This is a genomic window from Enterococcus termitis (assembly GCF_001730305.1).
GTDB lineage: Bacteria > Bacillota > Bacilli > Lactobacillales > Enterococcaceae > Enterococcus_L > Enterococcus_L termitis.
The window spans coordinates 118,258-131,703 of sequence record NZ_MIJY01000045.1; the positions used below are offsets into that span (position 1 = coordinate 118,258).

Annotated in this window: 16 protein-coding genes; 11 read left to right on the forward strand and 5 right to left on the reverse strand. The window is 36.2% G+C overall.

Annotated elements, in window-relative coordinates:
- The first annotated feature begins 93 nt into the window (after positions 1-93).
- Complete coding sequence (locus BCR25_RS17200; RefSeq protein ID WP_069664842.1) at positions 94-624, forward strand: dihydrofolate reductase family protein; 531 nt, start codon at positions 94-96, stop codon at positions 622-624.
- Positions 625-691: 67 nt separating this feature from the next.
- On the opposite strand, the gene BCR25_RS17205 is transcribed toward BCR25_RS17200, so the two are convergent.
- Positions 692-1,309, reverse strand: coding sequence for a CPBP family intramembrane glutamic endopeptidase (locus BCR25_RS17205; RefSeq protein WP_069664843.1), 618 nt, complete (start codon positions 1,307-1,309; stop codon positions 692-694).
- A gap of 275 nt (positions 1,310-1,584) precedes the next feature.
- On the opposite strand from BCR25_RS17205, the gene BCR25_RS17210 reads away from it, so the two are divergent.
- Together BCR25_RS17210 and BCR25_RS17215 are read left to right on the forward strand one after the other, a co-directional pair.
- The gene (locus tag BCR25_RS17210; RefSeq protein WP_069664844.1) at positions 1,585-2,031 is read left to right on the forward strand and encodes a CopY/TcrY family copper transport repressor; all 447 of its coding nucleotides are present in this window, start codon (positions 1,585-1,587) and stop codon (positions 2,029-2,031) included.
- A gap of 35 nt (positions 2,032-2,066) precedes the next feature.
- Positions 2,067-2,267: a heavy-metal-associated domain-containing protein gene (locus BCR25_RS17215; RefSeq protein ID WP_069664845.1), complete on the forward strand. Its 201-nt coding sequence runs from the start codon at positions 2,067-2,069 to the stop codon at positions 2,265-2,267.
- A gap of 210 nt (positions 2,268-2,477) precedes the next feature.
- Here BCR25_RS17215 and BCR25_RS17220 read toward each other — a convergent pair whose 3' ends face one another.
- The 3 genes from BCR25_RS17220 to BCR25_RS17230 all read right to left on the reverse strand — a co-directional run bounded on the left by BCR25_RS17220 (position 2,478) and on the right by BCR25_RS17230 (position 5,001).
- Entirely contained in the window at positions 2,478-2,960 is a 483-nt protein-coding gene (locus BCR25_RS17220) for a GNAT family N-acetyltransferase (RefSeq protein ID WP_069664846.1), read from the reverse strand.
- 270 nt (positions 2,961-3,230) lie between these two features.
- Positions 3,231-4,613 (reverse strand): PH domain-containing protein, encoded by a 1,383-nt coding sequence (locus BCR25_RS17225; RefSeq protein ID WP_069664847.1) that lies wholly within the window; start codon positions 4,611-4,613, stop codon positions 3,231-3,233.
- Between the two features lie 13 nt (positions 4,614-4,626).
- Positions 4,627-5,001 carry a GntR family transcriptional regulator gene (locus BCR25_RS17230; RefSeq protein WP_069664848.1) on the reverse strand — a complete coding sequence of 125 codons (375 nt, stop codon included), beginning with the start codon at positions 4,999-5,001 and terminating at the stop codon, positions 4,627-4,629.
- A gap of 145 nt (positions 5,002-5,146) precedes the next feature.
- On the opposite strand from BCR25_RS17230, the gene BCR25_RS17235 reads away from it, so the two are divergent.
- From BCR25_RS17235 to BCR25_RS17245, 3 genes are all read left to right on the forward strand, one after another.
- Complete coding sequence (locus BCR25_RS17235; RefSeq protein ID WP_069664849.1) at positions 5,147-6,475, forward strand: C1 family peptidase; 1,329 nt, start codon at positions 5,147-5,149, stop codon at positions 6,473-6,475.
- Between the two features lie 739 nt (positions 6,476-7,214).
- The gene (locus BCR25_RS17240) at positions 7,215-7,544 is read left to right on the forward strand and encodes a DMT family transporter (RefSeq protein ID WP_069664850.1); all 330 of its coding nucleotides are present in this window, start codon (positions 7,215-7,217) and stop codon (positions 7,542-7,544) included.
- Between the two features lies 1 nt (position 7,545).
- A complete protein-coding gene (locus BCR25_RS17245; protein ID WP_069664851.1) occupies positions 7,546-7,860 on the forward strand; it encodes a DMT family transporter in 315 nt (104 codons plus the stop codon).
- Between the two features lie 170 nt (positions 7,861-8,030).
- Here the strand turns inward: BCR25_RS17245 and BCR25_RS17250 are convergent, their stop codons facing one another.
- Entirely contained in the window at positions 8,031-8,600 is a 570-nt protein-coding gene (locus BCR25_RS17250) for a recombinase family protein (RefSeq protein WP_069664852.1), read from the reverse strand.
- A gap of 600 nt (positions 8,601-9,200) precedes the next feature.
- On the opposite strand from BCR25_RS17250, the gene BCR25_RS17255 reads away from it, so the two are divergent.
- The 5 genes from BCR25_RS17255 to BCR25_RS17275 all read left to right on the forward strand — a co-directional run bounded on the left by BCR25_RS17255 (position 9,201) and on the right by BCR25_RS17275 (position 13,442).
- A complete protein-coding gene (locus BCR25_RS17255) occupies positions 9,201-9,944 on the forward strand; it encodes a signal peptidase I (RefSeq protein ID WP_069664853.1) in 744 nt (247 codons plus the stop codon).
- A gap of 90 nt (positions 9,945-10,034) precedes the next feature.
- Entirely contained in the window at positions 10,035-11,081 is a 1,047-nt protein-coding gene (locus BCR25_RS17260) for a BsaA family SipW-dependent biofilm matrix protein (RefSeq protein ID WP_069664854.1), read from the forward strand.
- 37 nt (positions 11,082-11,118) lie between these two features.
- Complete coding sequence (locus tag BCR25_RS17265; RefSeq protein WP_069664855.1) at positions 11,119-11,871, forward strand: hypothetical protein; 753 nt, start codon at positions 11,119-11,121, stop codon at positions 11,869-11,871.
- A 38-nt stretch (positions 11,872-11,909) separates the two neighbouring features.
- Complete coding sequence (locus BCR25_RS17270) at positions 11,910-12,767, forward strand: BsaA family SipW-dependent biofilm matrix protein (protein ID WP_069664856.1); 858 nt, start codon at positions 11,910-11,912, stop codon at positions 12,765-12,767.
- Between the two features lie 15 nt (positions 12,768-12,782).
- Positions 12,783-13,442 (forward strand): hypothetical protein, encoded by a 660-nt coding sequence (locus BCR25_RS17275; RefSeq protein ID WP_069664857.1) that lies wholly within the window; start codon positions 12,783-12,785, stop codon positions 13,440-13,442.
- The last annotated feature ends 4 nt before the right edge of the window (positions 13,443-13,446 follow it).

Below are 13,446 nucleotides of genomic sequence, written 5' to 3' on the forward strand. Positions count from 1 at the left end.
TGCGTTTTCGTGTTCAAAACAAACAGATTGACTAATAATCAGAAAACGGTACAATGAATAGACTAAAGTGATTCAAGCAGGGGAGGTATTTTAGTGAGTAGAGAAATTATTTTATATATTGCGGTTAGTTTGGATGGATTTATTGCTGAATTAGACGGCAGTATCGATTTTTTAGGCGGTGGAGAAGAGTTACTTGAAGATGAGACAAGTTATCAAGAATTGATGGAAAAAATCGATACAGTGGTCATGGGAAGAACAACCTACGATCAAGTCATCAATGAGTTGTTGCCAGATCAATATCCTTATGAAGATAAACAATCGTACATCATCACGAGTCATGTAGAGACTGATTCGGAAAACCTTATTTTTACAAGTCAGAATCCAGTTGAATTGATTCGTGGACTGAAAGAAGAAAAAGGGGAAGCAATCTGGATCGTAGGTGGCGGCAGTATCATTGCGCCTTTAGTTGAAGCTAATTTGATCGATACCTATATTATTACAACCATACCGACCATCTTAGGCAAAGGAATTCCTTTGTTCAACGAGCTTGAGGGACCTGTAAAATTAACGGTAGCAGATGTATATGTAAAAAATAATATGGTTTATACTACGTACTCAAAATAACAAAAAAGAAACAAGGTCAACGGAGACGTTACGTTTTGACTTTGTTTCTTTTTTAGTTATCTACTTGTTAAGAGCCAATCGATAAAGCAATCAAATCGATTAATAAGTGAGCAATCCATGAAGCCCAAATGCTTCTTCCGGATTTTAAGTAAACGAGATTTAAAATCAGACGAGCAACACTTTGCAATAATAGAACGTGTAAGAGTGTAGAGAAGAAAGAGCCGTCCCAATAAGCAGGAATATGAAGCAAACCAAAAACAACGGCACTTACTAGTGTACTTGCGGTTAGAGAAAGCCCTTTACTTAAACCACCTTCTAATACGCCAATCCCTAATAATTCTTCTCCCATCAACATAAAAGGAATCATAAAAATAATTGCTCCTAAGTTGCCGGATGCCGGATTGGCAACCCAATTAAATCCCAACGCTTGTGAAAGAAGACCAATCAGTATACCGATCACGAAATAGCTGATAACAGCAGCAGGAATCAACCATAATTTACGTGGTGCTTTAAATGCCTGTTTGCTACTGCTTCCAAAAGCTAAAATCCATGCGAGAGCACCACCAATAAAAAGTCCCCACCATGCCCATGAAAAAGACATCAAGCCGTAAAAGCCAAGCAGCAACAATAATGCTCCTCCAAAAAGTCTGCTGTTGGTACTGTGTAAGGTTTCATTTGTCTCCATATAGCTACCTCTTTTCCGAAAAATGATAAAAAACGTATCATGCCAAATTACACTTAAGTATACCTTTTCTACTAAAATAAGAAAAATGAACTGTTTGATCGTAAGTAAGAATATAGACCGATAAATGAAGCATTCATTGCTTAAACTCTACTAAGGAAAACGTAAACGGATTGAGGAGCAGCCTATTGACAAAGCGAAAGAAAAGAGCTAAAATTAATTCATGTTAAGACTACACACGTAGTTGTTTTGGGATAACCTTAAAAAGGAGACTTTTTATGTCAGAAAAGAAAAAAGCTCTACCGATCACCGATGCTGAATGGGAGATCATGCGCGTTGTTTGGACGACACAAGAAACGACGAGTAAAGAAGTCACAGAAATATTAAATGAAAAGATGGAGTGGAAGAGTACAACAGTCAAGACGCTATTGAGCCGCTTAGTGGAAAAAGGAATGCTTGGTACAAAACGAAATGGCAATAAGTTTACTTACTTCCCATTAGTAGAAGAGAAAAAAAGTATCGAAGCTCTTTCAGAAGATCTGCTAGAAAAAGTCTGTAGTAAAAAAGTAGGAAAAGTACTGGAATCGATTATTACGAATAGTACGTTAAGCTTTAGTGATCTTGATCAGCTGGAAAGTCTTTTGCAGGAAAAAAGAAAAACAGCTGTTGATGTCGTTCCTTGTAATTGTATCCCTGGTCAATGCCAGTGTCACCACGTTCGTTAAGCAACCGAATCATAAAATAGAAGGAGTGTTTATAGATGGAAAAAACAGTAACAATCAATGGCATGAAATGTGACGGCTGTGTAAACATCGTCAAAGAAAATTTTGAATCAATCACAGGCGTTCAACATGCAACAGTCGATCTTGAGAAAAAAGCAGCAATTGTTACAAGTGAGCGGGAAATCTCAAATGATGAGTTACAGGCGTCACTTTCAGAAACAAAATTTACAGTTGCTTAAAACGCCAATGTACTTGAATTAAATTGCTTGAATTTTAGCTGTATAAACGTACATGATATGAAAAAGCAGCTAGAAACACTCAGTTTTAGGTAACATAGCTAGTAAGAACTGAATACTAAAAAAACCACACAAAAATAGTGTGGTTTTTTTGATTCCAATAACACGAAGCATTGGAATGGTTATCCGGTTCCTTCAAAAAAATCGAAGAATCTAGATATACTTTTCTTTTGGATAGACCATTAAGTAATTGAGTAACAAGACACCATTTCGATAGTCATTGTTTTGTTTTACAACACGGAATCCAAGTTTTTCGAAAAACGACTTCGCTGTAAGCGAAGAATGAACAGTAATTTCTTTTGCCCCGGAATCAAATGCGTGATCGATTAAATCGTTTGCCAGTAATTTTCCAGCACCATAACCGATCCATTCTTTACTTACATACAAATGGTCAAGGTAGCCTTCTTTAGAAATATTACCGAAGCCAATGATTTTTGTGCCAACTAATACGATACGTGTGTAAGTCGAAGCTAAAACAGCATCCCATTTGTCGTAGTCAGGTGCAGGCTGCACCAATTGCTCAATTTGTTGTTCTGTGTAATCTTTTTTATTGATTGCTTGAACTGTGGCATTAAATAACGCAACCAATTCCTCTAAGTCAGAACGTTGGTAGTTCCTTAAATTGAATACAGTCATTTGTTCATCACTCCTCTTCGTTAAAACTAGTTTAATCATACAGAGCGCATATGTCAAAAAATAATTAAAGAAAAGAGAGAATTTTTATCAGAAAACTGCAAAATTCTTCTTTAATTAAGGTCGAGAAGATCAAAAAGAAACAAATAGCGAACGATTATGACCGCAAACACAATCAATCAAAAGAAGACAACTAAGTAAAAAAACAGTTGAGAACAGAAGCAGAAGTCTCTTTTAAAAATAACCTCTTTCTGCTTCTGTCTCGAGCTATTCTTATTTCCCGCGAATCGATTGAATATCTTGATAGTATTTTTCTGTTCGTTTACTGTCTTTATTTGTATAGTAGTAAAGTTTATTGGCTGTTTCTATTTTTAGAATCGGTTTTTCGTGACGATATACGAGCAGATAAGCAGGTTCATCAGCGATTTGAAATTCGCCGGTTAGATAATTTTCCGTTGCTGTTCCGTAGACTCGGATCGATTCTTTAGGGACTTCGTTCACTAGCTCTACAGAGGTGATATCTTGCCAATCGATTCTTCTGGTTTTAGAAAAGGGCGCCGATAAGTGAATGCCATTATGAGACGTACTAAGTTGAAAAGGATCCGTTGTAAAGTCGCTGATCATCATGGGTACACTAGCAGCGATCAGTATAACAAAAAGCAAAATTCCAGTAATACCCATAATGATTTTGCCAGCAGGGCGACCCAAGTTCGTGGAAAGATTCATACCAATTCGATCTGGGACAAGAAGCCTTTTGTCATTTGGATTCATATAGATGCCATATTTCCAATACTGATCCTCATCACTATAACGGTATTCTTTCGCTAAAGAAATCAATTGATCCTGCTTTTTCCGTAATGAAAATAAAAAGTAAAACGTAAATAGGACAAAGAGAAGAATCACTAAGAAAAAGGCAAAGCTGACCACCATCATTTGTTCGTAGGGTAATGCAATAGAGAGACCTGCTGCAAAAGGAAGAAAGCTAATGACTAAAGCTGAAACGGCCATTAGAACAGACCAATGATAGCGCATCAAATCATTGACTTTTTGATTAACTTCTTCATCACTCGTTAGTGGCTTGACGGGCATTCGACTGATAGAATAATAAAATAGCAAGAAAAGTCCAAACAACAATAAACCAATCAGTAAAAATAGCCAGAAGCCATTTTTTTCACCAGCGATTCTATATGAATAGGCAGCTCCTAAAATAGTCAACAATAAACTAGGTAAAAACCACCAAATGCTGATCAATTTCCGATTCTTATTAGCGACAAGTTTTGTATCGACTAAAATCGGTTGTGTTGGCAAAAACCAATTATTTTTAACCTTCAAAGCGGTCATCTTGCGAATATAAATAATTTCCAAATAAAAGCCGATGCCAATAAAGCTAAAAAGGATAACGAAAAAATAAAGAAGCGTCAATGAATCATAAGGAATCATAAGGACTGGGAATGCAAGAAATAGAAAAACAAACGCCCATTGCAACAGTCTTTTCTTATATAAGTTACTGATTGCTAGAACGTGAGGATCTTGAAGTTTTTCTTTTGGCAAAGTTGTTTCTAAGATAACATTTTTATGTGGCTTTGCAGGGATTCTGCCTGTGAAAGCTAGTAAGAAACTAGTACTAACGAGAGCCACGTATAGTATAATATTCATTTTCAACACACCTTTAGTATTCAAATTTTTGATAGATTTGCTTCACTTTTTTTTGAACGTCTTCTTCTGAAACTTGATGAATAGCCGCTTCAGCCAATAACAAATCCAATTTATTTGAAAAATACTCTTGGAATTGTGGTGTAGCAGGCTGGTTGTCTGCGACAAGGGTACCGTTACGACGATCTGTCAAAATATAACCATCCACCTTTAATGATGTATAGGCTTTTGAAACAGTCATCATATTAACGCCAATCTCGTCAGCCATTTGACGTACAGATGGCAGCTGTTCGCCAGCTTGGAGTTCATTTGTAGCAATACCCATGATTAATTGGTTACAGATTTGTTGATAAATCGGCATTGGACTATGTGTATCTATTTCTAGTAACATGTTTTCACCTCTTTTGTATCCTTTGTATTATATATGTTAATACAGGTGGTGCAAAAAATCAATCATTTTTTATTAAAAACTTGTGAGAATGAAAAAACAGGCATATAATAAATAGGTATGATGGTAAGTGAAAGGAAGAATGGATATGTCAGCAATCAACCCGGAAGTAACTCAAAAATTCCACGATACATTTGTGGAAAATAACAAACAACAGGCCTTACAACGAAGTGTTGTGAAAAATGGTATTAGTGCGTCGGCGGAAAGTCAGCAAGCACAAATCAATAATGTTCCTGTGTTTTCTATAGACCTTGCTACAGGAAAAGTAGCGAATCAAAAGCAAAGCGGCCGCTGCTGGATGTTTGCAGCGCTCAATACATTTAGACACAAAATGATCAACAGTTTTAAGTTAAAAGATTTTGAACTTTCTCAAAATTATACTTTTTTCTGGGATAAATATGAGAAATCAAACTATTTTTACGAAAATATCATTGCAACTGCTGATCAAGAACTCGATAGCCGCAAAGTCGCTTTTCTTTTAACGACACCTCAACAAGACGGCGGGCAATGGGATATGATTGTTTCGCTTTTCCAAAAATATGGGGTAGTACCTAAAACAGCTATGCCGGAAAGTAGTAATAGCTCTAATTCTCGTGATCTGAATAACTACTTAAATAAAAAACTAAGAAAAGATGCAACGCTTCTTCGTGGATTGATTCATGATGGAAAGACGGCAGCAGAAGTTCAAGCTGCTAAAGAAGCAATGCTGGAAGAAGTTTATACCTTTTTAGCGGTGTCATTAGGAACACCTCCAACCAGCTTTGATTTTGAATACCGTGATGAGGAAAAGAATTATCATTTGGATCAAGCGTTGACGCCACAATCCTTTTACGAAAAATATGTAGGAGTTAATCTTGATGAGTATGTAAGTGTGATCAATGCACCAACGGCAGATAAGCCCTACAATCAAACATATACTGTTGAAATGTTGGGAAATGTTGTTGGAGGTAAAGAGGTTAAGTATATTAATGTCGATATGACGACATTTAAAAAATTGGCAATCGCTCAGTTAGAACAAGGTGAATCAGTTTGGTTTGGCTGTGATGTGGGGCAATCTTCTACGCGAGACAGTGGGATCATGTCTTTAGATGCCTATGATGTGAACGACCTCTTTGACATCGATTTTACTATGACCAAAGCAGAACGCTTGGATTTTGGAGAAAGCTTGATGACCCACGCAATGGTTTTAACTGGAGTTGATTTGATCGAAGGCGTTTCTACAAAATGGAAAGTTGAAAATAGCTGGGGCGAGAAAGTCGGAGAGAAAGGCTTCTTCGTCATGAGTGATGCTTGGATGGATGAATATACCTACCAAATCGTGATTCGTAAAGAATTACTATCGACAGAATTACAAGAAGCGTGGAAAAAAGAGCCCGTCGTTTTAGCTCCTTGGGATCCAATGGGGGCATTAGCCTAATAAAATAGGGCTAAATCCACCTTTAAGACAAGAAAAAATCCAAATTATTAACAATTTGGATTTTTTTGTTACCAAAGGTCTATGTATATTTTCAAAAAGCTTTTGGTGTGTTATAATTTGTAGAGACAAAGAAAGACGTTGATATTACTACCGCCTAAAGTAAGTAATATCAACGTTAACCGATTCACTTAGAATCTTTTTTTGATGTGATAAGTGTATCATATGTTCTTTGTATTTACAAAATCGTAATCTATAATTTTTAAGAATTTTTAATGTTAAAATGAGCTTTTTTACAGAACGAAAAGATTTTCATCATAATAGTAAAATAGGTATTATGAATGATTTGGTTGTATTTTTTCCAAGAATTCTAACCTGTGAAAATAGTTTCACAGAAAATCGATGATTCGTTTCATTAGAAATTAATCTAACAAAAGAAAATGTCTATTGTCAAAAGTACAAATGTAGCGTAAAATGAGAATCAGTTTTAAACAATTGAATAAAAACTTTACATACACTGCGCCGGCAGTGTGTGAGTCAAAGTGTGGATCGACAATTCTTAGGCCGTAGATAGAATTGTTGATTGACGCTTTTTTATTTGTTTAAAAAAATCAAAAGCCGGATATATAATAATCGGCTGAAAACAGTCTCTTAGAAAAAATACAATGATTGAATGAGTATAGCAAGCGTTCAATCGAGACTGAACAAAATCCATTATGTCTACAAATTGAGGAGGATTTACATGAGTAAGGATTGGTTAAAATTAATGATTGGCGCTTTCTTTGAGGTATTGTGGGTCATCGGTATGAAACACAGTTCGACGTGGTGGCACTTTTTGCTGACAGGATTGTTTATATTGATCAGCTTTTATGCCTTGATCAAAGCAGGAGAAACGTTACCTGTCGGAACGGCTTATGCCGTATTTGTTGGGTTAGGTACAGCAGGAACAGTGATTGCGGGAATTTTATTTTTCGGAGAAGCATTCAATGTGAGTAAAATTCTGTTGATTATTGTTTTACTAGCTGGTGTAATGGGATTGAAATTTGTAACAGGTGACAAGGGAGTGAAATAAGATGAGTTGGATTTTTTTGATTATTGCAGGAATTTTTGAAATGCTAGGCGTTGGCTCGATCAACCGATTTAATCAAATGAAGGATAAAAAATCTTTAGCGTTATTGATTTTAGCGTTTGCAGGAAGCTTTTTGTTTTTATATTTAGCAATGAAGCAGCTACCTATGGGAGTTTCTTATGCAATTTGGACAGGGATCGGCGCTGCCGGCGGTGCGATTTTAGGCATGATTTTTTATGGTGAATCGAGAGATTGGCGGAGAATTTTATTTATTGGAGTCATCTTATTATCCGTCATCGGGTTAAAATTGATTGGTTAGTGCTCAGCGTTAAATATGAAAAAAGTCAGCTTAGACTATTTGAGAGAAACGATCAAGTAGGGATAAGCTGACTTTTTTATGCCGAATATTTTTACGCTTTTGGTGGCGTATGTATATATTTTTTATTCTGAAAGACTGAAGCTTTTTAGGGTTTATTGGTTGTAAAAAGCTTAGTGGACTTTTCTGCGTAGATTCTGCTTTCTTATGTGGTTATAAATAGTTGGGACAGAAATATCACATTTTTCAGCAATTTCAGGAACAGTTAGTTCTGATTCCGTATACAACTTTAATGCTTTTTGTACTTCTCTTGTGCGGGGAGGACGTCCGAGTTGTTTTCCATTTTCACGGGCGGCATCTAGGCCAGCGATCACTCGTTCTCGAATCAATTCAGCTTCCATTTCTGCAAAAGCGCCCATAATCGTAAAAAAGAAACGCCCCATTGGTGTGGAAGTATCAATATTATTTTGAATACTCACAAAGTGGATGTTTTTCCGATCAAACTCTTCCAACAAATTCAATAATTGTTTGGTTCCTCTTGATAAACGATCCAGCTTGAAAATAACTAAGGTATCTCCAGATTTTAATCGATCAAGTGCCTTATTCAATTCACTTCTAGAAGTTTTTCGACCACTTTCTCTTTCTTTATAGATCAGATCAACACCATATCTTTCAAGAGCTTGTTGTTGGGAATCGAATTTCTGCTGTTGTGTACTGACGCGCATATAGCCGATAACCGTCATTTCTAAACACCCCTATTTAATTATAATGAAATATACTATAAATCTAATTTTTTTAATCGAAGGTCAAGATATTATGTTATATAAAATTATAAAAAGAAAAATTGATTTATCGCTTGGGTTCTTCAGACATACCTATTAAAATGCTCTTTTAGAGTAGTACGTATCATGGAAATAACATTGGATAGTCACCACCTGCTTCTTTGAAATATTTCTGTTATTTAAAATTGTAAAGATAAAAAAAGTGAAAAAAGGTTTAAAATAATATTGACTTTCGATTTCCTCTATAATAAACTAATGTTTTTTATAAAAATGAAATGCCAACATCTTCTTTCAGAGGAAACACTCGAGAAATACAGTTTGACGGGCTTTGTGTCCGTGACTGTATTTCTTTTTTGCGTTTTAGTTGATTTTCTCAATATCATTAGTTTTTTGGAGGCTTTCTTTAGTAAAAAAACTGCTTAAAGAAAGTTCTTCTTCTTTTGAAAATGAAAAGCTGGTATGATTCTGATTTTCTTAACATGTAGTGTGAGCGTCCGATAAGCATGAATGGAACTATACAAAAGAAGCAAGATGATCTTGGATAAAGTGAGGGTTTGGTAGATGGAGGATAGGCAACGAAAAAAAAAGAAAACACAAACACAAGAAACACGCATAAAATCATCAAAACAAGCAACAAAGAAAAAAAGACCTAGAAATCAAAAGCCAAACATGAACAATAAAGCCCAAAAAACATCCTTTGAAGGTAAGAAAAGAGAACATAAAGGGTCGCACAAAGAAAGAAAACCGATTCCAACAAAAAAAAGAAACCCTGTGTATACCTATATATTTAATCTTTTTTTCTACAGCTTCATTTCATTCATGGTTATAGGATCGATTTTATTTGCTACAAGTAAAAGTTCAGATAGAAGTCTTTTAGGCTATCGTTTCTTTGGCGTTTTGACTGATTCGATGGTTGCAAGAGACCCTAAGACACAAAAAGGCGGATTTCGCTCAGGAGATATCATCATCGTGAAAAATATCGCTGGAGATAAAGCGGAAGTTGGAGATATTATCACATTTAAACCTAGCGTCAATAGCTCAGCTTACTTGACTCATAGAGTGAAGAAAAAAATGGATCATTTAGGTGAGACCAAAGGAACCTACTATATTACGCAAGGAGATGCAAACAAGGCAGAAGATGTTCCAGTAAGTGAAAAGCAAGTAATTGGTAAAAAAGTTTTTGCTATTCCGAAAATTGGCAGCATTTTGAACTTTGTAAGTGATAATTTGATTGTTTCGATTGTCTTCTTAGTTTCAGTTTTTGGGTTTATCACGATTATACGGTATTACATTTTAAACAAGTAACGGTAGTTTCTTTTTGATTAAGGCGAAAGAGCAGTTGATTTGACTTAATCAAAAGGTGAATTATATAAAAATTGGGGAGGAAGTAAAAAGATGCAAAAAAACAAGAAGAAAAAAATATTGGCTTTAGCAAGTGGTTTTGCGCTTGTTGCTGTATTAGCGGCAACATTTGCCTGGTTCACGAGTGAGGACAACAAAACCAACCACTTTGAAGGTCAAATCGCTACAGGAAAAGATATTGAAGTAGTGGAAACATTTGAGCCGCCGACCGATTGGGAACCAGGTTCAGAAGTAAACAAGGATGTGGCGATTGCCAATATCGGTAAATTCGATTCCTTGATTCGGGTATCCTTATCAGAAACGCTGAAATTGTTGAAAGACCACAATCCAAAGCAAACAACAGGTGCCGAGCTTGAAAATCAAACAAGCGCTACTGTTTATGTTTTGCCAGGAACAGATGCTCCAGCTGGTTTCACAGATTCATCATTTGATGGTGCCGCACCGTCATTGACTATTGATGCAGGTGAGTTTAAAGGAACATACAAGTTAAAAGTAAAAGAAAAAGCTGAAACTGTGGGTTCTAAAACAACGTATACGTACCGCTATTTCTTTGAAAAAGATGGTGTTCTTTACCATGCTAGCGGTGTTGATGGGTTTGAGCGTAATGCATCAAATGCAATCAAAGTTAAATCTGGTACGCCTTCATTAAGTTATGTGTCATTAGAATATGCTACTCCGGCAGAGGAAAAGGATTGGACAAATCCGATTTATGCACCAATATTCACTGCAGATGGCACATTGATTTGGACAGCACCTGCGGCAGCTGGCGCTAATAATATCCAAATTTCATTCAACAATCTTACAACAGATCCAAAAGTAGCAGACAAATGGTATTTCAATACGGCTGATGGTTATTTCTACTACACAAGCGTTGTAAAACCAGGAGTGAACACGACTCAATTGATCGATGCCGTGAAATTACTTGGTACAGCTGATAATAAATACAGCAAATTGAGCTATGACTTAAATGTTAAAGGTCAAGGAATCTCAGCGTATAAAGATGCTGTAGATGCATGGGTACCATCTGGTCTTAACGATGAGTTAGCAACAGCACTAAAAGCTTTAGTACCAGCTAAATAATGAAAAAAGCTATCTATTTTGAGAAGGGGGAGGAAGGATGAACATTCGAAGCAGGAGAAACCGAAAGCTTTTAGTGGCATTCATTTTAATGATTAGCCTATTGATTGCTTTCAAACCTGTTGAAGTCAGAGGTGAGTCCGCTCTTCCTTCTGGAATGATAGTTGGAGATGACCAAGGGATCAAAGTGAAAAGTGATGGAAACTATTTAGTAGACATCCGTGATGTTGCTCCCGGGAAAAAATGGTCTATCAACATTACGATCATCAACATAGAAAGAGATATCCCTTATCAATTAACGATGGTCAGTAGTAAACCAACATTGATCGAAGGAAGTTTGGACTTATCCAAAGCTATTCAAATGAGCCTGCTTTTTGATGGAAAAGAAATATACAGCGGTCCACTGTCAGGTATAAGTAAGACCGTGAATCTGCAAGACAAAACCAATCCTTTAGATTTAGGAATTTTTAAGGGTGGAGATACTCATCAACTAGAAGCAAAATTTGAACTGGACGGCCAAACGTACACAAACAAAGACTTTTTCAAAAAAAATATTGTGGAAAATATCTGGCATTTTAAAGCGGTAAAAACAGAACTGCCTGTTACAAAGGATCCAGATAAACCTCAAAAAATTAGTGATGTGCTGAAAGAGAAACTGTCATTTCCCAGAACCGGGGAGCAATGGCGTGAAGCATTATTATTTACTTGTATAGGGCTATTTTTGATATTAATTATTTTATTGATTTTAAAATACAAAAAGAATGAAAAGAGTAAAAAAAGCAAGAAAAATTGAATTTCTTAGAACGATCAAGGAATAGGGGGAAAACGCGTGTGAAGAAGAATGCAGTGAAACAGAAAAACAGCACTCGCAGAAAAAAAGTAAAGATACCTGCCAAATTGATCATCACAGTTTGCGCGTTTCTTTTTTCTAGTTTGATGGTTCTAGGAAGTACATATGCCTGGTTTGTTTCTGAAGATGAAGAAACAAATCATTTTGTCGGAGCAAGATTGGCAGCTGAAATTGTTGAGGAGTTTGAGCCAAACTTTGAATGGCAGTCAGGTGCGACTGTCAAAAAAGTCGTTCAAGTAAAAAACACTGGAAATGTACCAGCATTTGTTCGAATCAGCTTATATGAATATTTATTGATGTTCAAAATAGATGTTTCAGATCAAACCGGTAACGGCAATTTAGCTGTAGCGCCAAATGCAGTTCAACCAGTCGTTGATCGAGAAAATCCAGCAGGCTGGTCAAGTGCAGCACAAAGCGGCGGAACCTATTTTTATGATGGACGGTATTATATTGCTAAAAATACAGTGGTGCCCAGCAGCCAGGCGGATATGTACAAATTTAAAGATAGTCAGCGTGACCAAACCGACTTAGGTTGGTTTCAATTAAATTTTCCTCTATCTGTCTATGATTATTTGCCTGCAAAGGGAACAAAAAATTTCTGGTTGTATCAAGAAGGATATTTTTATTATTCTGAATTGCTTCAGCCAAATGAATTGACAGATCCAGTCATAAGCAGTGTTTCATTGAATCAAAGTGCACCAAACAAAGTCAAAGGAGCTCTTTATAAATTAGAACCAGTGATGGATGCGCATGATGCAACGCAAATGTTATTAAGTAATTGGGCGATCGATCCTTCCAGCAGTGCATATAATTTGTATCGAGATAAGCTGAGTGATTAAAAAGGAGGGGCAATTTTGAAGCAAAGAAAATCTAAAAAGAAAATCAAAATAGCGAAACATCTCTTCCTGTTTACCAGCTCAGTAATTATTTTAGTGATGGTATCACTAGGTATATATCAAACGTATGCGGCACTGACAGATCGTGATAAGGTACAAAATGATTTTAGGGTAGGAAATATTCAAACCGAAATCGAGGAAGAGTTTACTCCGCCAAATACGTTTGTACCCGATAAAGTATACGAAAAAAAAGTTGTGGTGAAAAATACAGGTGAGCAAGATATTTTTGTTAGAGTCTTAGCGCTGCCAAGTATTATCAAAAAGCAGGACAATGGATCAGTTCTCTTATTGCCTGCAACCTCAGAAGGAACAAACCCCATTCTATCGATCGATTACAACTTGACTGATTGGATAGATGGCAAAGACGGTTACTTTTATTATAAAAAGAAAGTGGCTAAAGCCGGTCAGACTACGGTTCTATTTACAAAAGTTCAAATGAATCAAGCGAATATCACAGAAGATTATACAGATGCTTCATTAACATTTGAAATCAAAGCTGAAGCGATCGGCATTACTAAATTTGCGTACCGAGATGCTTGGTGGAATGCACAAATCCCTAGCAAAGTACCGCTTTTAGATGTCGATAATCTATTAAAAGGACAAACAAGTAATTCATAGCAGT

Coding starts and splice junctions, on each gene's coding strand:
- BCR25_RS17240 (WP_069664850.1), top strand. CDS start 7,215: ATGAGTAAGGATTGGTTAAAATTAATGATTGGCGCTTTCTTTGAGGTA.
- BCR25_RS17250 (WP_069664852.1), bottom strand. CDS start 8,600: ATGACGGTTATCGGCTATATGCGCGTCAGTACACAACAGCAGAAATTC.
- BCR25_RS17235 (WP_069664849.1), top strand. CDS start 5,147: ATGTCAGCAATCAACCCGGAAGTAACTCAAAAATTCCACGATACATTT.
- BCR25_RS17265 (WP_069664855.1), top strand. CDS start 11,119: ATGAACATTCGAAGCAGGAGAAACCGAAAGCTTTTAGTGGCATTCATT.
- BCR25_RS17245 (WP_069664851.1), top strand. CDS start 7,546: ATGAGTTGGATTTTTTTGATTATTGCAGGAATTTTTGAAATGCTAGGC.
- BCR25_RS17210 (WP_069664844.1), top strand. CDS start 1,585: ATGTCAGAAAAGAAAAAAGCTCTACCGATCACCGATGCTGAATGGGAG.
- BCR25_RS17225 (WP_069664847.1), bottom strand. CDS start 4,613: ATGAATATTATACTATACGTGGCTCTCGTTAGTACTAGTTTCTTACTA.
- BCR25_RS17260 (WP_069664854.1), top strand. CDS start 10,035: ATGCAAAAAAACAAGAAGAAAAAAATATTGGCTTTAGCAAGTGGTTTT.
- BCR25_RS17205 (WP_069664843.1), bottom strand. CDS start 1,309: ATGGAGACAAATGAAACCTTACACAGTACCAACAGCAGACTTTTTGGA.
- BCR25_RS17215 (WP_069664845.1), top strand. CDS start 2,067: ATGGAAAAAACAGTAACAATCAATGGCATGAAATGTGACGGCTGTGTA.
- BCR25_RS17230 (WP_069664848.1), bottom strand. CDS start 5,001: ATGTTACTAGAAATAGATACACATAGTCCAATGCCGATTTATCAACAA.
- BCR25_RS17220 (WP_069664846.1), bottom strand. CDS start 2,960: ATGACTGTATTCAATTTAAGGAACTACCAACGTTCTGACTTAGAGGAA.
- BCR25_RS17255 (WP_069664853.1), top strand. CDS start 9,201: ATGGAGGATAGGCAACGAAAAAAAAAGAAAACACAAACACAAGAAACA.